Origin of the sequence: Jeongeupia sp. HS-3, from assembly GCF_015140455.1 — a bacterium.
Lineage (GTDB): Bacteria > Pseudomonadota > Gammaproteobacteria > Burkholderiales > Chitinibacteraceae > Jeongeupia.
Genome location: NZ_AP024094.1, coordinates 725,821 through 742,930, shown reverse-complemented (window position 1 = coordinate 742,930; position 17,110 = coordinate 725,821). Strand labels below are relative to the sequence as shown.

General features: G+C 59.6%; 18 protein-coding genes. 7 read left to right on the top strand and 11 right to left on the bottom strand.

The features are described 5' to 3' along the window. Positions 1 to 80: 80 nt before the first annotated feature. On the top strand, positions 81 to 500 hold the full coding sequence (mscL, locus tag JLC71_RS03445) for a large conductance mechanosensitive channel protein MscL (protein ID WP_200917283.1): 420 nt from the start codon (positions 81 to 83) through the stop codon (positions 498 to 500). Positions 501 to 570: 70 nt separating this feature from the next. Here the strand turns inward: mscL and JLC71_RS03440 are convergent, their stop codons facing one another. The 9 genes from JLC71_RS03440 to gyrA all read right to left on the bottom strand — a co-directional run bounded on the left by JLC71_RS03440 (position 571) and on the right by gyrA (position 9,563). Further along, positions 571 to 1,650: a calcium:cation antiporter gene (locus tag JLC71_RS03440; protein ID WP_200917282.1), complete on the bottom strand. Its 1,080-nt coding sequence runs from the start codon at positions 1,648 to 1,650 to the stop codon at positions 571 to 573. A 173-nt stretch (positions 1,651 to 1,823) separates the two neighbouring features. After that, positions 1,824 to 2,921, bottom strand: a complete 1,098-nt coding sequence (hisC, locus tag JLC71_RS03435; protein WP_200917281.1) for a histidinol-phosphate transaminase — start codon at positions 2,919 to 2,921, stop codon at positions 1,824 to 1,826. Between the two features lie 82 nt (positions 2,922 to 3,003). Continuing rightward, entirely contained in the window at positions 3,004 to 3,591 is a 588-nt protein-coding gene (locus JLC71_RS03430) for an LOG family protein (RefSeq protein WP_200917280.1), read from the bottom strand. A gap of 76 nt (positions 3,592 to 3,667) precedes the next feature. Then, positions 3,668 to 4,747, bottom strand: a complete 1,080-nt coding sequence (gene pheA, locus JLC71_RS03425; RefSeq protein ID WP_200917279.1) for a prephenate dehydratase — start codon at positions 4,745 to 4,747, stop codon at positions 3,668 to 3,670. A 2-nt stretch (positions 4,748 to 4,749) separates the two neighbouring features. Further along, the gene (locus tag JLC71_RS03420) at positions 4,750 to 4,950 is read right to left on the bottom strand and encodes a hypothetical protein (protein ID WP_200917278.1); all 201 of its coding nucleotides are present in this window, start codon (positions 4,948 to 4,950) and stop codon (positions 4,750 to 4,752) included. Between the two features lie 4 nt (positions 4,951 to 4,954). Next, positions 4,955 to 6,037 (bottom strand): 3-phosphoserine/phosphohydroxythreonine transaminase, encoded by a 1,083-nt coding sequence (gene serC, locus JLC71_RS03415; protein WP_200917277.1) that lies wholly within the window; start codon positions 6,035 to 6,037, stop codon positions 4,955 to 4,957. A gap of 67 nt (positions 6,038 to 6,104) precedes the next feature. Continuing rightward, positions 6,105 to 6,524: a PaaI family thioesterase gene (locus tag JLC71_RS03410; RefSeq protein WP_200917276.1), complete on the bottom strand. Its 420-nt coding sequence runs from the start codon at positions 6,522 to 6,524 to the stop codon at positions 6,105 to 6,107. Continuing rightward, positions 6,524 to 6,973 (bottom strand): PaaI family thioesterase, encoded by a 450-nt coding sequence (locus tag JLC71_RS03405; protein WP_200917275.1) that lies wholly within the window; start codon positions 6,971 to 6,973, stop codon positions 6,524 to 6,526. Before JLC71_RS03405 ends, JLC71_RS03410 begins: the two co-directional genes overlap by 1 nt. Continuing rightward, complete coding sequence (gene gyrA, locus JLC71_RS03400; RefSeq protein WP_200917274.1) at positions 6,966 to 9,563, bottom strand: DNA gyrase subunit A; 2,598 nt, start codon at positions 9,561 to 9,563, stop codon at positions 6,966 to 6,968. The genes JLC71_RS03405 and gyrA overlap by 8 nt, the downstream gene beginning before the upstream one ends. A gap of 316 nt (positions 9,564 to 9,879) precedes the next feature. Between gyrA and JLC71_RS03395 the strand changes: the two genes are divergently transcribed. From JLC71_RS03395 to JLC71_RS03370, 6 genes are all read left to right on the top strand, one after another. Then, a complete protein-coding gene (locus tag JLC71_RS03395) occupies positions 9,880 to 10,566 on the top strand; it encodes an OmpA family protein (protein ID WP_200917273.1) in 687 nt (228 codons plus the stop codon). Between the two features lie 159 nt (positions 10,567 to 10,725). Further along, the gene (gene lolA / locus JLC71_RS03390; protein ID WP_200917272.1) at positions 10,726 to 11,340 is read left to right on the top strand and encodes an outer membrane lipoprotein periplasmic chaperone LolA; all 615 of its coding nucleotides are present in this window, start codon (positions 10,726 to 10,728) and stop codon (positions 11,338 to 11,340) included. Then, positions 11,324 to 12,658 carry a replication-associated recombination protein A gene (locus tag JLC71_RS03385; protein WP_200917271.1) on the top strand — a complete coding sequence of 445 codons (1,335 nt, stop codon included), beginning with the start codon at positions 11,324 to 11,326 and terminating at the stop codon, positions 12,656 to 12,658. The genes lolA and JLC71_RS03385 overlap by 17 nt, the downstream gene beginning before the upstream one ends. 65 nt (positions 12,659 to 12,723) lie before the next feature. Beyond that, positions 12,724 to 14,007: a serine--tRNA ligase gene (gene serS, locus JLC71_RS03380; protein WP_200917270.1), complete on the top strand. Its 1,284-nt coding sequence runs from the start codon at positions 12,724 to 12,726 to the stop codon at positions 14,005 to 14,007. A 135-nt stretch (positions 14,008 to 14,142) separates the two neighbouring features. Next, positions 14,143 to 14,568: an NfeD family protein gene (locus JLC71_RS03375; RefSeq protein WP_200917269.1), complete on the top strand. Its 426-nt coding sequence runs from the start codon at positions 14,143 to 14,145 to the stop codon at positions 14,566 to 14,568. 11 nt (positions 14,569 to 14,579) lie between these two features. Then, a complete protein-coding gene (locus JLC71_RS03370) occupies positions 14,580 to 15,524 on the top strand; it encodes an SPFH domain-containing protein (protein WP_236250962.1) in 945 nt (314 codons plus the stop codon). A gap of 72 nt (positions 15,525 to 15,596) precedes the next feature. Here the strand turns inward: JLC71_RS03370 and JLC71_RS03365 are convergent, their stop codons facing one another. Further along, a complete protein-coding gene (locus JLC71_RS03365; protein ID WP_200917267.1) occupies positions 15,597 to 16,505 on the bottom strand; it encodes a polysaccharide deacetylase family protein in 909 nt (302 codons plus the stop codon). 289 nt (positions 16,506 to 16,794) lie between these two features. Next, on the bottom strand, positions 16,795 to 17,109 hold the full coding sequence (locus tag JLC71_RS03360; protein ID WP_200917266.1) for a PilZ domain-containing protein: 315 nt from the start codon (positions 17,107 to 17,109) through the stop codon (positions 16,795 to 16,797). Position 17,110: the final 1 nt, after the last annotated feature.

Below are 17,110 nucleotides of genomic sequence, written 5' to 3'. Positions count from 1 at the left end.
TAGCAGTGCTGGCTAGGCTTACAGGCATTCGGTCTGCACCTTGATTGCAAACCGCATCGCCAAAAATAACGGAGATACACATGTTCAAGGAATTCAAGGAATTTGCCATGCGCGGCAATGTCATCGACCTCGCGGTCGGTGTCATTATCGGCGCCGCCTTCGGCAAGGTCGTCGACTCGCTGGTCAAGGATGTGATCATGCCGCCGCTCGGCTTCCTGATCGGCAAGGTCGACTTTGCCAATCTGTTCCTGACACTGGCCCAAGGCAAGGTTCCCGGCCCCTACGCCACGCTGGATGCGGCGCAGAAAGCGGGTGCGGTGACGCTCAATCTGGGCGTATTCATCAACACCATGATCAGCTTCACCATCGTTGCCTTCGCAATTTTCATCGTCGTCAAGGCCATGAACAAGCTCAAGCGTGAAGAGCCAGCCGCACCGGCTGCCGCCACGCCGGAAGACGTGCAATTGCTGCGCGAAATCCGCGATCTGCTCAAAAAATAAGTTTGCCTCGACCAACAAAAAAGCGACCTGTCCGGTCGCTTTTTTGTTGGTCATATCGAGCCCGGCAAACTCAAGGCACGATGGCAAAGAAGAGGAAGGACGCGAAAATCACCAGATGAACAATGCCTTGCAGCACGGTGGTGCGCCCGGTTGCCAAACTCATCGAGCCCACCAGCAAGGTCAGCGCCAGCAATACCGTTTCTTTCATTTCCAGCCCCAGCAGCAGTGATTGGCCGGTGGCGACGTACACAAAGGATACGACCGGGATCGTCAAACCGATCGTCGCCAGCGCCGACCCAAGCGCAAGGTTAAGGCTGGTCTGCAAACGGTCTGCGCGTGCCGCGCGCGCGGCAGCTACGCCTTCGGGCAAAAGCACCAGCGCGGCGATGATGATCCCGACCACCGCAGCCGGCGCGCCGATGCCCGCGACCGCCAGCTCCACCGCCGGCGACAACAGCTTCGCCAGCCCAACCACCGCGACCAGACAAACCAGCAACATGCCGCCGCTGATCCAGGCTACACGCGCCGAGGGGGCCTCCGCGTGCGCATCCTCGTTCCCCGTACCATCGGCAAGAAAGTAGTCACGATGCCGAACGGTCTGTACGAACACGAAAGTGCCATAAAGCAGCAGCGAAACAATGCCGGTAAAGGCCAGTTGCGTCGACGAGAGATACGGCCCCGGTATCGCCTGTGCATAGCTCGGCAGAATCAGTGTCAACACCGCCAGCGATGCCAGCACCGTCATCGCGGTACTCGCGCCACGCAACTGGAAATCCTGCTCGCGATGCCGCAAGCCGCCCAAAAGCAGGCAAATACCGACGATGCCGTTACACACGATCATGATCGCCGCGAACACGGTATCGCGCGCCAGCGCGGCTTTCTCTTCGCCACCGGGCAGCATCATCGAAACGATCAGCGCCACTTCGATCACCGTCACCGCCAACGCCAGCACCAGCGTGCCGAATGGCTCACCCACCTTATGGGCGACCACCTCCGCATGGTGAACGGCCGCGAACACGGTTCCCGCCAGTGCAATGCCAACGATCAGCAGAAAGACCATATGCCCGCCACTCCACGGCGAGGCGAGCATGGCCCCCCAGGCAAGTGCCGGTAAAACCAGGGTCCAGCGGGGGATCGTATTTGGCGACAATATGGATATCCTTTTAAACATGCCGCTTCAGGGCGACACAATGATTGAGGGTAGCAAGGGTTAGCTAAAACTTGGTCGGTACGATGGCCGACGACTCATTGATTCTGGGACGCTTGATGAGCCAGCGTCCAAAAAAAGGGGCCGGATGGCCCCTTTTCAGACGAAGGTGACGATCAATCGTTCATTGCCTCTTCAAGTACTTCGATGAAACGTGCATTTTCTTCGGGCAGACCGATCGATACACGCAGGCTGTTCGGCATGCCATAGCCCGCGAGCGGGCGAATGATCACGCCGCGTTCGAGCATAAAGCGGTTCAGCAGCGCGGCATCGCCGCAGTGGAAGGTCACGAAGTTACCGTAGCTCTGAATGAACGACAGGCCAAGACGCTGGAATGCATCGGTCAGTTGTACCATGCCCGCGCTGTTCACCCGAACCGATTCGGCCAGGAAATCGGCATCATCGATCGCCGCGCACGCAGCCGCCTGCGCCAGACTGTTGACGTTGAACGGCTGACGCAAGCGGTTGAGCAGATCGGCGACTTCCGGCGACGTCAGCGCCATGCCGACGCGCAGCCCGGCCAGGCCATAGGCCTTGGAGAAGGTGCGCACGACGATCAGGTTGGGGAACTGCTTGAGCCACGAGATCGAATCCGAACGCTTCTCGCGCGGCAGGAATTCGGTATAGGCCTCGTCAAGCACCACCAGCACATTCTTCGGGCACAGCTCGAGGAACTCGATCAGATCGCCGGGGCGTGCCAGCGTGCCGGTCGGATTGTTCGGATTGGCGATCCAGACGATCTTGGTATTGGGCTTGATCGCCGCGCGCATGGCTTCAAGGTCATGGCCGTAATCGATCGCCTTCACCTCGATCTGCTCGGCGCCCATCGCCTGCACCACCAGCGGATAAACCGCGAACGCGTATTGCGAGTACACCGACGAATCGGCGCCGGTCAGGAAGGTGCGCGCGATCAGGTCCAGCAGATCGTTGGAACCGTTTCCGAGGATGATCTGCGACTGATCCACGCCGAACTTCTGCGCAATCTTGGCTTTCAGCTCGAAACCGTTGCCATCCGGATAGCGCGCCAGATCGGCCAGTTCACGCTGTACCGCAGCCTGCGCCAGCGGGCCCATGCCGAGCGGATTTTCGTTCGATGCCAGCTTGACGATGTCGGCCGGATCCAAGCCCATTTCGCGGGCCAGCTCACCAATCGGCTTGCCGGGCTGGTACGGGGCGATGGCGCGGATGTAATCGGGGGCGAGTTCTGCGAGCATGCTTTTATCCTGCGAGTCTGAACGGCGAAAATAGCCGTCGATCTTAACGCAAGCAGCCCCTCGCCCGCATCCCTTGCGGCAATCAGCTTTTCTTCAGCAGATCGGCCTTGCCCCAGCGCGCCGGCAGTACGGGCGTGGCCGCCAGCCGATCGAGCAGGTCTGCCGGTTCCGCACCGACGACGATGCGGTCATTTTCCTTCGCGTGGACAAAGCCCTCGTTCACGGTCTGCCGCATGAAGCCAAGCAAAGCGTCGTAATAGCCGACGGTATTGAGGATGCCGACCGGCTTGCCGTGTAGGCCGATCTGCGCCCAGGTGAGGATTTCAAACAGCTCGTCGAAGGTGCCGAATCCGCCCGGCATCGCGATAAAGCCGTCGGCCAGCTCGGCCATCCGCGCCTTGCGCGTATGCATCGAATCGACGATCAGCAATTCCGAGCACGCCGCCAGCGCCAGCTCGCGCTCGGCCATGAACTCCGGAATCACGCCCACGACGCGGCCGCCGGCATCAAGGCTGGCATGCGCGACCTCACCCATCAGGCCGACGTTGCCGCCACCGTAAACAAGGGCGATCTGCCGCTCCGCCAGCAGGCGACCGAGCGTGCGTGCGGCCTCGGTATACTCGGGCTTGGCACCATGGCGCGAACCGCAGAAAACAACGACTGATTTCATGACTTGATTCTCCGTATTGGAAACAAAACAGGCCCGGCAAAAGCCGGGCCTGTTGGATGATTTGATCGCAAGCGAATCAGATCACGGCCTGCGGATAAGCGCCCAACACCTTGACGAAGGCCGAGGTCGAACGCAGCTCGTCGAGCGCCGCGATCAGATTGGCATCGCTGGAGTGCGCCTCGACATCGACAAAGAACAGGTATTCCCACAGCCCGGTGCGGCTCGGCCGTGACTCGAACTTGGTCATCGACACGCCGTGCCTTGCCAGCGGCTCAACCAGCGCGTGCAAGGCACCCGGCTTGTTAGGCGCCGAGATCACCAGGGAGGTCTTATCGCGACCGCTTGGGGTGACTTCCTGATAACCGAGCACCAGGAAACGCGTGGTGTTGTTCGGCTCGTCCTCGATATTCTCGGCCAGCTTCACCAGCTGGAATTTTTCCGCCGCCGCATCACCGGCAATCGCCGCGGCATTCGGATCGAGACTGGCGAGCCGCGCCGCTTCGGCGTTGCTCGCGACCGAGACTCGCTCGACTTCGGCCGGCAGGTTGCGGTTCAGCCATTCATGGCACTGCGCCAGGCTTTGCGCATGCGAATACACCCGCTTGATGCCGTCCTTGGTCGCAGTCGCACGCAACAGGTGATGATGAATCCGCAGCACCACCTCGCCACAAATCTTCAAGGGCGAGCCGACCATCAGATCCAGCGTGCGGCCAACCGCGCCCTCGGTCGAATTCTCGACCGGTGCAACAACATAATCGGCGGCGCGCGCTTCGACGGCGCGAAATGCATCGTCGATCGAGCTACAGGCCTGCGTTGCCGCGGCATGGCCGAAATGCTTGATCGCCGCAGCCTGGCTAAAGGTGCCTTCCGGGCCGAGAAAAGCGATCGTCAGCGGGCGCTCGAGCGCCAGACACGCCGACATGATTTCGCGGAACAGCCGCGCAACGGTTTCATCGGACAACGGCCCCTGATTCAGCTCACGGATGCGCGTCAGCACCTGCGCTTCGCGCTCCGGCCGGTAGACGATGCCGCCGCCCTTGATCTCGCCAATGGTATGCGCATGCTGCGCGCGCTGATTCAGGAGTTCGAGCATCTGCGCATCGATCGCATCGATCGCGTCGCGGTGTACCCGCAGTTGTTGTTCTTGTTCTGACATATTCAATTGCCCGGTTCAAAACGAGCTGCGTCGATGATCGACCACAGGTGGATCACCCAGCCCATCAAAATTACCCACAGCGCCCCGGCCAGCACGAACATCAGCAGCGCAATCAGCGGCCGCCCCTGTAACAGCTGCCCGAGACCCGGAATGAAAAAACTCGCCAGCGCTGCGAGCACATTACCGCCAGAACCTTGTGCCATACGCTTACCCATGAGTACGCGCGAATTCGCGCATGAACGATGCCAGCACCTGCACGCCTTCGATCGGCATCGCGTTGTAAATCGACGCACGCATACCGCCTACCGAACGATGCCCCTTCAACTGCAGCAGCCCCGCGGCCTTGGCGTCGCCAAGAAAGGCATCGTCGAGCGCATCGTCGTGCAAACGGAACGGCACATTCATGCGCGAGCGGAAGGGCTTGTCGACCGGGCAACTGTAGAAGCCACCCGATGTATCGATCGTTTCGTACAGCAACGCGGCCTTCTCGATATTCTGTTGCTCCATCGCGGCCAGACCACCCTTCTCGAGCAGCCACTTGAACACCAGGCCCGCCACGTAAATCCCGAAGGTCGGCGGCGTGTTGTAGAGCGAATCGGCATCGGCATGGACGCCGTAATCGAGCATGGTCGGCGTGCCCGGACGTGCATGACCGAGCAGGTCGTCGCGCACGATCACCAGCGTCAGGCCCGACGGACCGATGTTTTTTTGCGCACCGGCGTAAATCAGCCCGAACTTCGAGACATCGATCGGCCGCGACAGAATGTTCGACGACATATCGCAAATCAGCGGCACGTCCGATTGCGGAATGTAGGGAAATTCGACGCCGCCGATGGTCTCGTTCGAGCAATAGTGCAGGTACGCCGCATTGGCGCTGCGCTGCCAGCTCGCCTCATCGGGAATACTGCTGAAGTGCGTCTCTTCACCCGAGGCCACGACATTGACGTTGGCAAAGCGGCGCGCTTCCTTGATCGCGATTTTCGACCAGTGCCCGGTATTGACGTAATCGACGCTATCGCCTTCGCGCGACAGGTTCAGCGGCAGCATGCCGAACTGGAAGTGCGCGCCGCCCTGCATGAACAGCACCCGGTAGTTCGACGGAATGTTCAGCAGCTTGCGCAGATCGGCTTCGGCTTCGTGAATGATCTGGGTGAACTCGCGGCCGCGATGGCTCATTTCCATCACGCACATGCCGCTGCCGTGCCAGTCAGTCAGCTCTTCCTGCACAGTGAGCAGCACATCGCGGGGCAACACGGCTGGGCCGGCACTGAAATTGAACACATGGCTCATACTTCACTCTCTCGATAATGCCGATCGGAAACGACCGGTTGAACATGGATCAGGTCTGTGGCGGGGATCAGGCCAGCAGGAAATGAGCACGCGCCGTGGCAACCGGCTTGGCTTCATTGTCTTGCCAGGCCGTCATCAGGACATTGGCCACCCGGCGCCCCTGACGAACGATCTCGCAACGGGCAAACAGGTCTTGCGGACGGCCGGCGCGCAGATAGTCGAGCGAAAAATCAACCACCCGCGGCAACACCGATGCTTCATGCGCCCACATCAAATGCAGCACGGCGGCATTCTCGAGGAAGCCGCCGATGACGCCACCGTGCAGCGCGGGCAGCAAGGTGTTACCGATATTGGATTCGCGATACGGCAGCACGAACAGCGGCGCACCGTTTTCCTCGCGAACCTCGGCACCGATCAAACCAGCGTAGGGAATCCTGGCCAGCAAATCGCTCAAATCGGCGACGCTACGAACATCGACATGAGACATCACGCCTCCTTGCCGTGGCTGGTGCCACGCGCAAATGTCGCCACCGCATAGGCAACCGGCTTGGCGATATCGTCCTGATACGCCGTCGCCCGGGTAAAGGCGATGTGCTCGGTGAGCCGGTAGCATTCGGCGGTACAGAAAATCGGCGCATCCGGCTTGGCCGGGCGCAGGTAATCGATACGCAGATCGAGCGTGGCAATCGCCTCGGGCGCCGGCAGCAGCGTAAACAGCGACGTGCCGCTGGCGGTATCGATCAGCGTGGTCACCGCGCCGCCATGGACGACGCGGGTTTCCGGATTGCCGATCAATGCCTCCTGAAAAGGCAGCTCCAGCGTTACCTTGCCCGCTTCGGACGCCACATGCCTGAGCCCCAGCGTCTTGCATTGCGGCAAGCCCTCGAACCACGCCATGACCTCACCGAAGTAGCCAGGTAGCGCCTTCTCAGCCATCGCTTTGCTCCACAACGTCCACGCCTGCGTCATCACCCTCGTCGTCGTCCGAATCGGGTTCGCAGACTTTTTCCAGACCGGAGAGCTTCTCGCCCTCGTCCAGATTGATCAGTCGCACGCCTTGCGCCGCACGACCGGTCTCGCGAATCTGGTCGACCTTGGTACGGATCAGCACCCCACCGGTGGTGATCAGCATCACGTCATCGGATTCTTCAACCAGCGTCGCCGCCACCAGCTTGCCGTTACGGTCACCGGTATCGATCGCGATCACGCCTTGCGTGCCACGACTGGTCAAACGGTAATCACCCACCGGCGTACGCTTGCCATAGCCGTTCTGCGTTGCCGTCAGCACCTGCTGATTGTCGTCATTGGCAATCAACAAGGAGATCACTTGCTGATCTTCACCCAGCATCATGCCGCGCACGCCTCCGGCAGTACGGCCCATGGCGCGCACGGCCGACTCGGTGAAGCGCACCGATTTGCCGGCATCCGAGAACAACATGACCTGATCCTGGCCCGACGTCAGCGCCACGCCGACGAGGTAGTTCCCCTCATCGAGGTTGATCGCGATGATGCCGGCGGTACGCGGTCGGGAGAAATCAGCCAGCGAGGTCTTTTTGACCGTGCCATCGGCGGTCGCCATGAAGATATAGCGGTCTTCGCTGAATTCCTTGACCGGCAACACCGCGTTGATCTTTTCACCTTCCTCAAGCGGCAGCAGGTTGACGATCGGCTTGCCGCGACTGGTACGCCCGCCTTGCGGCAGCGTGTACACCTTGAGCCAGTAAACGCGACCGCGCGAGCTGAAGCACAGGATGTAATCATGGGTATTGGCCACGAACAGCTGGTCGATGAAGTCATCTTCCTTGGTCGCCGCCGCCTGCTTGCCACGACCGCCACGTTTTTGCGAACGGTATTCGTCGGTCGGCGTCGCCTTCATATAGCCGCCGTGCGTCAAGGTCACGACCATCTCTTGCGGGGTGATCAGGTCCTCGAGGCACAGGTCTTCGCCATGCGCGATGATTTCGGACTTGCGGGCATCGCCGTAAGCCGCCTTCACTTCATTCATTTCGTCGACGATGATCTGCGTCACGCGCTCCGGACGAGCCAGGATGTCGAGCAGATCAAGAATGCGTTCCATCACATCCTTGTATTCGGCGACGATCTTGTCCTGTTCCAGCCCGGTCAGGCGTTGCAGTTGCATCTCGAGAATACGCTGCGTCTGCGCTTCGGACAGGCGATAGCCGTCTTCACCCAAACCGAACTCGGCAGCCAGGCTATCCGGACGCGAGGCGTTGATGTCGGTGCGCGAGAGCATTTCCTCGACCAGGCTCGAGCGCCAGGTACGGCTCATCAGCGCGGCCTTGGCTTCGGCAGGCGTCGGCGCGGCCTTGATCAGCGCGATGATTTCGTCGACGTTCGACAGCGCAACAGCCAGGCCTTCAAGGATGTGGCCGCGTTCACGCGCCTTGCGCAGCTCGAATACCGTGCGGCGCGTAATGACCTCACGCCGATGCTTGAGGAAGCATTCCAGCACCTGTTTCAGGTTCAACAGCCGCGGCTGGCCGTCGACCAACGCCACCATATTGATGCCGAAGCTGTCTTGTAGCTGGGTTTGCTTGTACAGATTGTTCAATACGACATCGGGCACTTCGCCGCGCTTGAGCTCGATCACCACGCGCATGCCGGATTTGTCCGACTCGTCGCGGATCTCGCTGATCCCCTCAAGGGATTTCGCGCGAACCAGCTCGCCAATACGCTCAAGCAGGCGGGCCTTGTTCACCTGATACGGCAACTCGTCGACGATGATCGCCTGCTTGTCGCGGGATACATCCTCAAAATGAGTGCGAGCGCGCATCACGACCCGGCCGCGACCGGTGCGATAACCTTCGCGCACGCCGTGAATGCCGTAAATGATGCCTGCGGTCGGGAAGTCCGGCGCCGGGATGATGTCGATCAGTTCATCGATCGTCATCTCGGCATTCGCCAGCAACGCCAGCGCGGCATCAATCACTTCATTCAGGTTGTGCGGCGGAATATTGGTCGCCATACCGACGGCAATACCCGAAGAGCCATTGATCAGCAGATTGGGAATCCGCGTCGGCAGCACCGTCGGCTCAAGCTCTTTCTCGTCGTAGTTCGGCGTGAAGTCGACAGTTTCTTTATCGATATCGGCCAGAAGCTCGCTGGAGATTTTCTCAAGTCGACATTCGGTGTAACGATAGGCCGCAGCGTTATCGCCATCGATAGAGCCGAAGTTGCCTTGCCCATCGATCAACGTATAGCGCAGCGAGAAATCCTGCGCCATCCGCACCAACGCCTCGTAGGCGGCGGAGTCACCGTGCGGGTGGTACTTACCCAGCACGTCACCGATAACACGGGCGCACTTAACGTAGGCCCGATTCCACACATTGTTGCTTTCATGCATCGCAAAAAGGATGCGCCGATGCACCGGTTTTAGGCCGTCACGCACATCGGGAAGAGCGCGCCCCACGATCACGCTCATCGCGTAATCGAGGTAGGAGCGGCGCATCTCCTCTTCAAGGCTGACGGGAATCGTTTCTTTGGCGAAGCTAGGCTGTTCGGACATCTTCCAGGTCAATCGCGGTGCGCTGAAAGCGCGGGAAAGAGAAATTCTTGACGCTGCGGCAATGACACATGAATGCGGTCACCGCGCAAAACTGCGTCGAGCCAGTGTAACATGGCGGTCAGCGCGCTCCAATTTCGTTGCCACTGCTGCAAAAATTCACGCGTATTTCATTTGCGGCCCTTGTTGACACGCCATTAGAATGGCTGCGGTTTTGGAAAAAAAAATGCCTTGACGCAGGGTTGTTGTCAGGTATATCCAGAAACAATAAGCTTGGTTGGTTCTAACACCATATCCAATATTTACCAGGAGAAAAACTATGCTGTCGCTCAAGCAAACCATGTTGTCCCTTGCTGTCGTTTCGGCGCTGAGCATGGGCTCGGCAATCGCCGCCACCACCGCTTACAGCACCAACGGTACCAATGTCGCACCGACCAACGTTGAAGGCGTGGTGAAGAACTCGATCGGCGAATGCTGGCGCACTGGCACTTGGAGCAAAGACCAAGCGACTGTGGAAGGCTGCGATGGTTACGTGAAGCCACAACCGGTTGTTGCTGCTCCGGCCCCTGTCGTTCCGGCTCCGGCCCCTGTCGTGAAGAGCAAGACCTTCACCCTGCAAGCTGACGTGCTGTTCGACTTCAACAAGTCGACCCTGAAGCCGGCCGGTAAGGACGCACTCGACAAGCTGTATCAAGAGATCGTCAACATCGATCCGAAGGACGGCGAAGCTGTTGTCGTTGGTTACACCGACCGTATCGGTTCGGACAAGTACAACAACGCCCTGTCGCAACGTCGTGCGCAGTCGGTTGTTGATCACCTCGTTGCCAAGGGTGCCCCGGCAGACAAGATCCGCGCCGAAGGCCGCGGCAAGGCTGACCCGGTAACCGGCGATACTTGCAACAAGATCAAGGCTCGCAAGCAGCTGATCGAATGCCTGGCTCCGGATCGTCGCGTCGAGATCGAAGTCAAGGGTGTGAAGGAAGTTGTTGTTCCGGCAACCAAGTAATTTCGGTTCTGCCCCGAAGCCCCGCCCTTGGCGGGGCTTTTTCATTTTTCAGCACCTGTTCACGCTCTTCTACGAGCGGTGCGCCCGGGGTGAAGCACCGCCCCGATCAGCAACGCACAATGAAACATGTGAACAGATGCCCAGCCTCACGGAGTCAACATGCCATCTGCCCGCTGGTTCGCCGCCCTGGTGCTGACCGTTTCAGCCACAGCCCACGCCGATGCGGTAAGCGACCTGAAACGCTTTTTGTCCTCCACCACCGGCGTGCAAGGACAATTCAGTCAAGTCGTTTCCGGCAAGCCCGGTGCACCCACGCAAACGAGCAGTGGCGACTTCGCAATTCAACGACCAGGTAAATTCCGCTGGTCTTATCTCAAGCCCTACCAGCAACTGATTGTTGGCGATGGCAAGCGCGTCTGGTTATACGATCCGGAGCTGCGTCAGGCGACCTCGAAACAGGTTTCGGCGGCACTGGAGAGCAGTCCGGCGGCGCTACTTGCTGGTGACAACGCGCTCGATAAAACCTACACGCTCAAAAACCTCCCCAATCGCGATGGGCTTGCATGGGTGAATGCCATCCCCAAAAGCAAAGAATCGACCTTTGACAGTATTCACTTGGGACTAAAAGGCGGTCAGGTTGTCGCCATGGAACTGCAAGACCACTTCGGCCAGACCACCCGGGTTAGCTTCAGCGGACTAACGCAAAACCCCAAGCAATCGCTCGACCTGTTCCGCTTTACGCCGCCGAAGGACGTCGATGTCATCGAAGAATGACCTTTTCGCCGATACACGCACCGAACATGAGCCACTAGCGGAAAAGCTGCGGCCCAAAACACTGGAAGACGTCATCGGTCAGCCTCATCTGCTGGCACCGGGCAAACCACTTTCGCTCGCCGTAGCATCCGGGCAACCCCATTCGATGATTTTCTGGGGGCCGCCCGGCGTCGGCAAAACGACGCTGGCGCGGTTAATGGCCGGTGCGTTCAAGGCAGAATTCATTCCCTTGTCAGCGGTTTTTTCCGGCGTCAAAGATATCCGTGCGGCGATGGAGCAGGCCGAGCACTACCGTGCCAGCGGCCATCGCACCATCCTGTTCGTTGATGAAGTGCACCGCTTCAACAAAGCGCAACAAGACGCGTTTTTACCTTTCGTTGAATCCGGCCTCATCACCTTTATCGGTGCAACGACCGAGAACCCGTCTTTCGAGGTCAACGCGGCGCTACTGTCACGCGCCCAGGTTTATGTACTCAAAGCACTGGAAGAAGACGCACTGGCCGAACTGGTCACGCGGGCCCACGGTCACTGCTATCCAGAACTGCAATTTACCGATGACGCGGTGCAATTGCTCACCGGTTACGCCGACGGCGATGCCCGGCGATTGCTGAACCTGGTCGAACAGGCCGCCAATGCCGCGCGCGCGCAAGATCGTGACTCTCTTGATGCCGCCTTCCTACAAGAAGCACTCACCCTCAACAATCGCCGCTTCGACAAGGGCGGCGACGCGTTCTACGATCAAATCTCGGCGCTGCACAAATCGGTGCGTGGCTCGAGTCCGGATGGCGCCCTGTACTGGTTCTGCCGCATGCTCGATGGCGGTGCAGACCCGCGCTACCTGGCCCGACGCATCGTGCGCATGGCATGGGAAGACATCGGCCTTGCCGATCCGCGCGCAATGACGATCTGCAACGATGCGGCGGCAACGTTCGAGCGCTTGGGCAGCCCGGAGGGCGAACTGGCGCTGGCGCAAGCGGTGATCTACATCGCCATCGCACCCAAGTCCAATGCCGGCTACAAGGCCTATAACGCTGCAAGGGCACTGGTGAGCAAAGACAAATCACGCCCGGTGCCGGAGCATTTGCGCAATGCGCCGACCAAGCTGATGAAAGAACTTGGTTACGGCAAACTGTACCGTTATGCCCACGATGAGCCCGATGCTTATGCAGCCGGTGAAAGCTATCTGCCAGAAGGCCTCGAAGGCACGCGCCTCTACCAGCCGACCCCGCGCGGACTTGAGAGCAAGATTGGCGAAAAACTGCGCCATCTTGCCGAACTCGACGCCGCCTGGCTGGCCGAGCGAGGCGGAAAGTCCTAAGGTGCATCGTGTAGAATTGCCTGACTGGCCTCAATAAATCACTCGCACAGACAGAATCCAAGACCATGCTCGATATCAATCTGCTCCGCAACGACCTAGACAGTGTCGTCACCCGCCTCGCCGCCCGTGGCTTCACTTTTGATGCCGCGCTTTTCTCCGCGCTTGAAGCAGAACGCAAAACGCTGCAAACCGCGACGCAAGAGCTGCAAGCCAAGCGCAACAGCGTATCCAAGCAGATCGGCATTGCCAAATCCAAGGGCGAGGACGTCGCGTCGATTCTGGCCGAGGTCGAGAACCTCAAGGGCGAACTGGCGGCCAATGAAACGGCGCTGAGCGCCCTGCAAGACAAGCTCAACGGCCTGCTGCTGACGCTGCCAAACCTGCCGCACGAATCGGTACCGGCCGGCGACGACGAATCGGCCAATGTTGAAGTCCGCCGCTGGGGCACACCACGCAGCTTTGATTTCGAGATTCGCGATCACGTCGATGTCGGCGCGCCGCATGGTCTGGACTTTGAAACCGGCGCCAAGCTTTCCGGTTCGCGCTTTACGCTACTGCGTGGCCAGATCGCCCGCATGCACCGGGCACTGGCGCAGTTCATGCTGAACACCCAGACCGAAGAGCATGGCTATACCGAGGCGTACACGCCGTACATCGTCAATCCGGAAGTGCTCTATGGCACCGGCCAGTTGCCCAAATTTGCCGACGATATGTTCCGGGTCGAGCGTGGCGGTACCGACGGTCAAACGCAGTATCTGATTTCGACCTCGGAAATTTCGCTCACCAATACCGTACGCGACAGCATCCTCAAGTTCGAAGAGCTGCCGGTCAAACTGACCGCACACTCGCCGTGCTTCCGCTCCGAAGCCGGTTCGGCCGGTCGTGACACCCGCGGCCTGATTCGCCAGCACCAGTTCGACAAGGTCGAGATGGTGCAAATCACGACGCCCGAACAATCGTATGCCACGCTGGAAGAAATGGTCGGCCATGCCGAAGCCATTTTGCAAAAGCTCGAACTGCCGTACCGGGTCGTATCGCTGTGCACCGGCGACATGGGCTTTTCCGCTACCAAGACTTATGATCTGGAAGTCTGGCTGCCAGCGCAAAACACCTATCGCGAAATCTCCAGCTGCTCCAACTGCGAATCGTTCCAAGCGCGCCGCATGCAAGCACGTTTCAAGAACGAGGCTGGCAAGAACGAACTCGTGCACACGCTGAATGGTTCCGGCTTGGCCGTCGGCCGTACCCTGGTCGCGGTACTGGAAAACTATCAGAACGCAGACGGCAGCATCACCGTGCCGAGCGTACTGCGCCCGTATATGGGTGGCATCGAAGTGATCGGCGCCTAAACTCAAGCAAAACGGCAATCTTCGGATTGCCGTTTTTTACATCCGCCATCGCCGGATGCCGATGCGCTATACCTGAAACAACAAGCATGCCGTTGCAATGGGAACTTACCGACCCTTGGGTAATCTGACTTCATCATGACTCCTCTCACCTTGTGGTTGATTGCCGCGGCCTTGCTGGTTGGGCTGGAAATGTTCAGCGGCACGTTCTATTTGCTGGCCATCGCCGTTGGATTGCTCGGCGGTGCGCTCGCCGCTTCGCTTGGCCTCTCCGTGACGGTACAGATTGCCATTGCCGCCGTCGTCAGTCTGATCGCCGTCGCCGGCCTGCGCCGCTGGAAACGCCAACATCAACCGCAGCAAAGCAATACCAATGCACTCGATCTCGGACACACCGTCACCGTCGTGCAGTGGATCGATGCCAACCGCGCGCGCGTTCGCTATCGTGGCTCCGACTGGGATGCAGAGCTCGTTCAGCCGGCCGAGCCGGATCGCCAGTCTTATTACATCGTCGGGCAGCGCGGTAACACGCTCTTGCTTGATATCGATCCTCCCCAACCTTGATGGAGTCATTTATGTCGCTGCAATTTGCCGTTGCGTTCGCGGTCATCGTCGTTATTTTCATCTCCAAGACGCTGAAAATTGTTCCGCAACAGCAAGCTTGGGTGCGTGAACGGCTTGGGCGCTTTCATGACGTGCTCGAGCCCGGCTTGCGCATCGTCGTGCCCTTTATCGACCGCGTCGCCTACAAGCACAATCTGAAAGAAATCCCGCTCGACGTACCGAGCCAGATTTGCATCACCCGCGACAACACGCAGCTGCAGGTCGACGGCATCCTGTACTTTCAGGTTCGCGATCCGAAGCTGGCCTCTTACGGTGCCAGCGACTACGTTCTGGCAATCACCCAGCTGGCACAAACCACGCTGCGCTCGGTCATCGGCAAGCTCGAACTCGACAAGACGTTTGAAGAACGTGAAGACATCAACCGCGCCGTCGTGCTGTCGCTCGACGAAGCCGCCGCCAGTTGGGGCGTCAAGGTATTGCGCTACGAAATCAAGGATCTGACCCCGCCGCAGGAAATCCTCCACGCGATGCAGAAGCAGATCACCGCCGAGCGTGAAAAACGCGCGCTGATCGCCCAATCCGAAGGCGTGAAACAGCAGCAGATCAACCTCGCCAGCGGCCAGCGCGAAGCGGCAATCCAGAAGTCGCAAGGTGATATGCAGGCGGCGATCAACCTGTCCGAAGGCGATAAACAAGCGGCAATCAACCGTGCAACCGGCGAAGCCCAGGCAATCCGCCTGGTCGCGCACGCCACGGCCGAAGCGGTAGAAACGGTCGGCAAGGCGATTGAAACCGATGGCGGCATTGAAGCGGTCAACCTCACGGTGGCCGAGCGCTATATCGATGCCTTCGGCAAGATCGCCAAGGAAGGCAATACCATGCTGCTGCCGGGTAACGTCAGCGATGTCGCCGGCGTGGTGGCAACGGCGATGAATATCGTCAAGGCATCGAAGTAGATCGCCTGATCATTCACGCAACAACGCCGGCTTGTGCCGGCGTTGTGTTTTGTGGGCGGAGCCCGATGTGCATCAGAGGAATACGGGGCCCTGCATCGCCAAGGTGCCGCTGCGGCCGGGTATCTCGGCCATTTGCACTTCGTGATAAGGCAGCTGGCTCAAATCCAGCGCAGCACAATGCTCGCCCAGGCTCACCATCTGGTAGCCCTGCTCCCGCCAGCCGGCCAACAGTCGCTCGAACACCGGCAACAACTTCATACCTTCGAGTTCGGCATGCAAGGTGTAAACATGGCCATAAGGCGTTTCGGCTTCGGTCAGTTTGAGTAGATGCTCGTGAACATTGCCTGGCGTCAGCCCGTCGACACCGATCAGCTCGTCCAGCGTCGGCAAGGTCGTCGGCAACTGCGGCACCCGCACCGGCTCCCCCCTGACCATCGGCCAGAACGGATGCGTGCCACGACCATCAGACGCATACCGCATGCCCAGTCTTTGTTCGAGTCGGTAAGCATGCGCGTTCATCTGCCAGCCAGCCGCACCATGCGTTTGCGGCGGTTCGCCAAAGATTTCGACATAGCGTTCGATGGCGGCATCCAGCTCCGCAGCGGTCCACTCCTCGTCGGCACCGGCAACTGCATCCTGCCAGCGGACGTGATCCCAAGTATGAATACCACTTTCAAAACCCGCCGCAACGACCTCGCGCATCAACGGTGCGCAGCGTTTGCCGATATCGGGGCCGGGCAGCAGCGTGCCGTAAAGCAGGGTCTTGAGGCCATAGTGCTCGCGCACCGAGGTACGCGAGACTTTCTTCATGAAGCCGGGCCGAAAGACCCGCTTGATCGCTCGACCGGTATGGTCCGGCCCAAGGCTCCACAGGAAGGTGGCGTTGGCGTTGAAACGCTGCAGCAGATCAACAAGCTGCGGCACCCCTTCGCGGGTGCCGCGATAAGTATCAATATCGATTTTTAGCGTAAGAAGACGCATGAGCAGGCTTTGTCATGGCACCGGGGCCGGTGCAGTCGGGCACGACCAAGGCTTGCGCGCGGCATTGACCGCCGCTCGGCAAGCACATTGGTGAACCCGTTGTGGCTTGAAAAAATCCATGCCGATTGATGCCGGCCACATCAGGCCAGCACGTCCAATCGGCGCGGTAGTTTACTACGGTCTGACCGCCATGCCGGCGCAAGCGGTAAATACTTTCCAGGCCAACCGGGCCGGAACGCCCAAGAGAGAGGGATCCTCGTCAAGGCAGTGAGCGGCCATTCAAGCAAATTCAAGCCAGGATTTCTTCGATCACCAATCCCAGCTCGTACAACCGTCCTGCTTCGATGGCATGGCAACGCACCACACGAGCGCGGGCCGTCAACGGTTTCGTTTGCCCGCCCTGCGACGGCGGCATCACACAAACATCAAGCAGCTCGTCAGCCTGCGGGACAAAGGTCGTCGTGCGCACGGTCAGACCGGTGACCGACAAATCAGCGCAAACACCGTAGTGGGAGCAACCGTCGCCGGTGCGCAGCCTGACTTTGCAATCAAGCGGTACGCGCAAGGCACCGCGCGCGTCCGGTGCGGGTAATCCGTGTCCCATG

What these genes read in the sequence shown, in the direction of transcription:
- mscL (WP_200917283.1), top strand. Translation starts at nt 81, where the DNA reads ATGTTCAAGGAATTCAAGGAATTTGCCATGCGCGGCAATGTCATCGAC.
- hisC (WP_200917281.1), bottom strand. Translation starts at nt 2,921, where the DNA reads ATGCTCGCAGAACTCGCCCCCGATTACATCCGCGCCATCGCCCCGTAC.
- JLC71_RS03430 (WP_200917280.1), bottom strand. Translation starts at nt 3,591, where the DNA reads ATGAAATCAGTCGTTGTTTTCTGCGGTTCGCGCCATGGTGCCAAGCCC.
- pheA (WP_200917279.1), bottom strand. Translation starts at nt 4,747, where the DNA reads ATGTCAGAACAAGAACAACAACTGCGGGTACACCGCGACGCGATCGAT.
- JLC71_RS03420 (WP_200917278.1), bottom strand. Translation starts at nt 4,950, where the DNA reads ATGGCACAAGGTTCTGGCGGTAATGTGCTCGCAGCGCTGGCGAGTTTT.
- serC (WP_200917277.1), bottom strand. Translation starts at nt 6,037, where the DNA reads ATGAGCCATGTGTTCAATTTCAGTGCCGGCCCAGCCGTGTTGCCCCGC.
- JLC71_RS03410 (WP_200917276.1), bottom strand. Translation starts at nt 6,524, where the DNA reads ATGTCTCATGTCGATGTTCGTAGCGTCGCCGATTTGAGCGATTTGCTG.
- JLC71_RS03405 (WP_200917275.1), bottom strand. Translation starts at nt 6,973, where the DNA reads ATGGCTGAGAAGGCGCTACCTGGCTACTTCGGTGAGGTCATGGCGTGG.
- gyrA (WP_200917274.1), bottom strand. Translation starts at nt 9,563, where the DNA reads ATGTCCGAACAGCCTAGCTTCGCCAAAGAAACGATTCCCGTCAGCCTT.
- JLC71_RS03395 (WP_200917273.1), top strand. Translation starts at nt 9,880, where the DNA reads ATGCTGTCGCTCAAGCAAACCATGTTGTCCCTTGCTGTCGTTTCGGCG.
- lolA (WP_200917272.1), top strand. Translation starts at nt 10,726, where the DNA reads ATGCCATCTGCCCGCTGGTTCGCCGCCCTGGTGCTGACCGTTTCAGCC.
- JLC71_RS03385 (WP_200917271.1), top strand. Translation starts at nt 11,324, where the DNA reads ATGTCATCGAAGAATGACCTTTTCGCCGATACACGCACCGAACATGAG.
- serS (WP_200917270.1), top strand. Translation starts at nt 12,724, where the DNA reads ATGCTCGATATCAATCTGCTCCGCAACGACCTAGACAGTGTCGTCACC.
- JLC71_RS03375 (WP_200917269.1), top strand. Translation starts at nt 14,143, where the DNA reads ATGACTCCTCTCACCTTGTGGTTGATTGCCGCGGCCTTGCTGGTTGGG.
- JLC71_RS03370 (WP_236250962.1), top strand. Translation starts at nt 14,580, where the DNA reads ATGTCGCTGCAATTTGCCGTTGCGTTCGCGGTCATCGTCGTTATTTTC.
- JLC71_RS03365 (WP_200917267.1), bottom strand. Translation starts at nt 16,505, where the DNA reads ATGCGTCTTCTTACGCTAAAAATCGATATTGATACTTATCGCGGCACC.
- JLC71_RS03360 (WP_200917266.1), bottom strand. Translation starts at nt 17,109, where the DNA reads ATGGGACACGGATTACCCGCACCGGACGCGCGCGGTGCCTTGCGCGTA.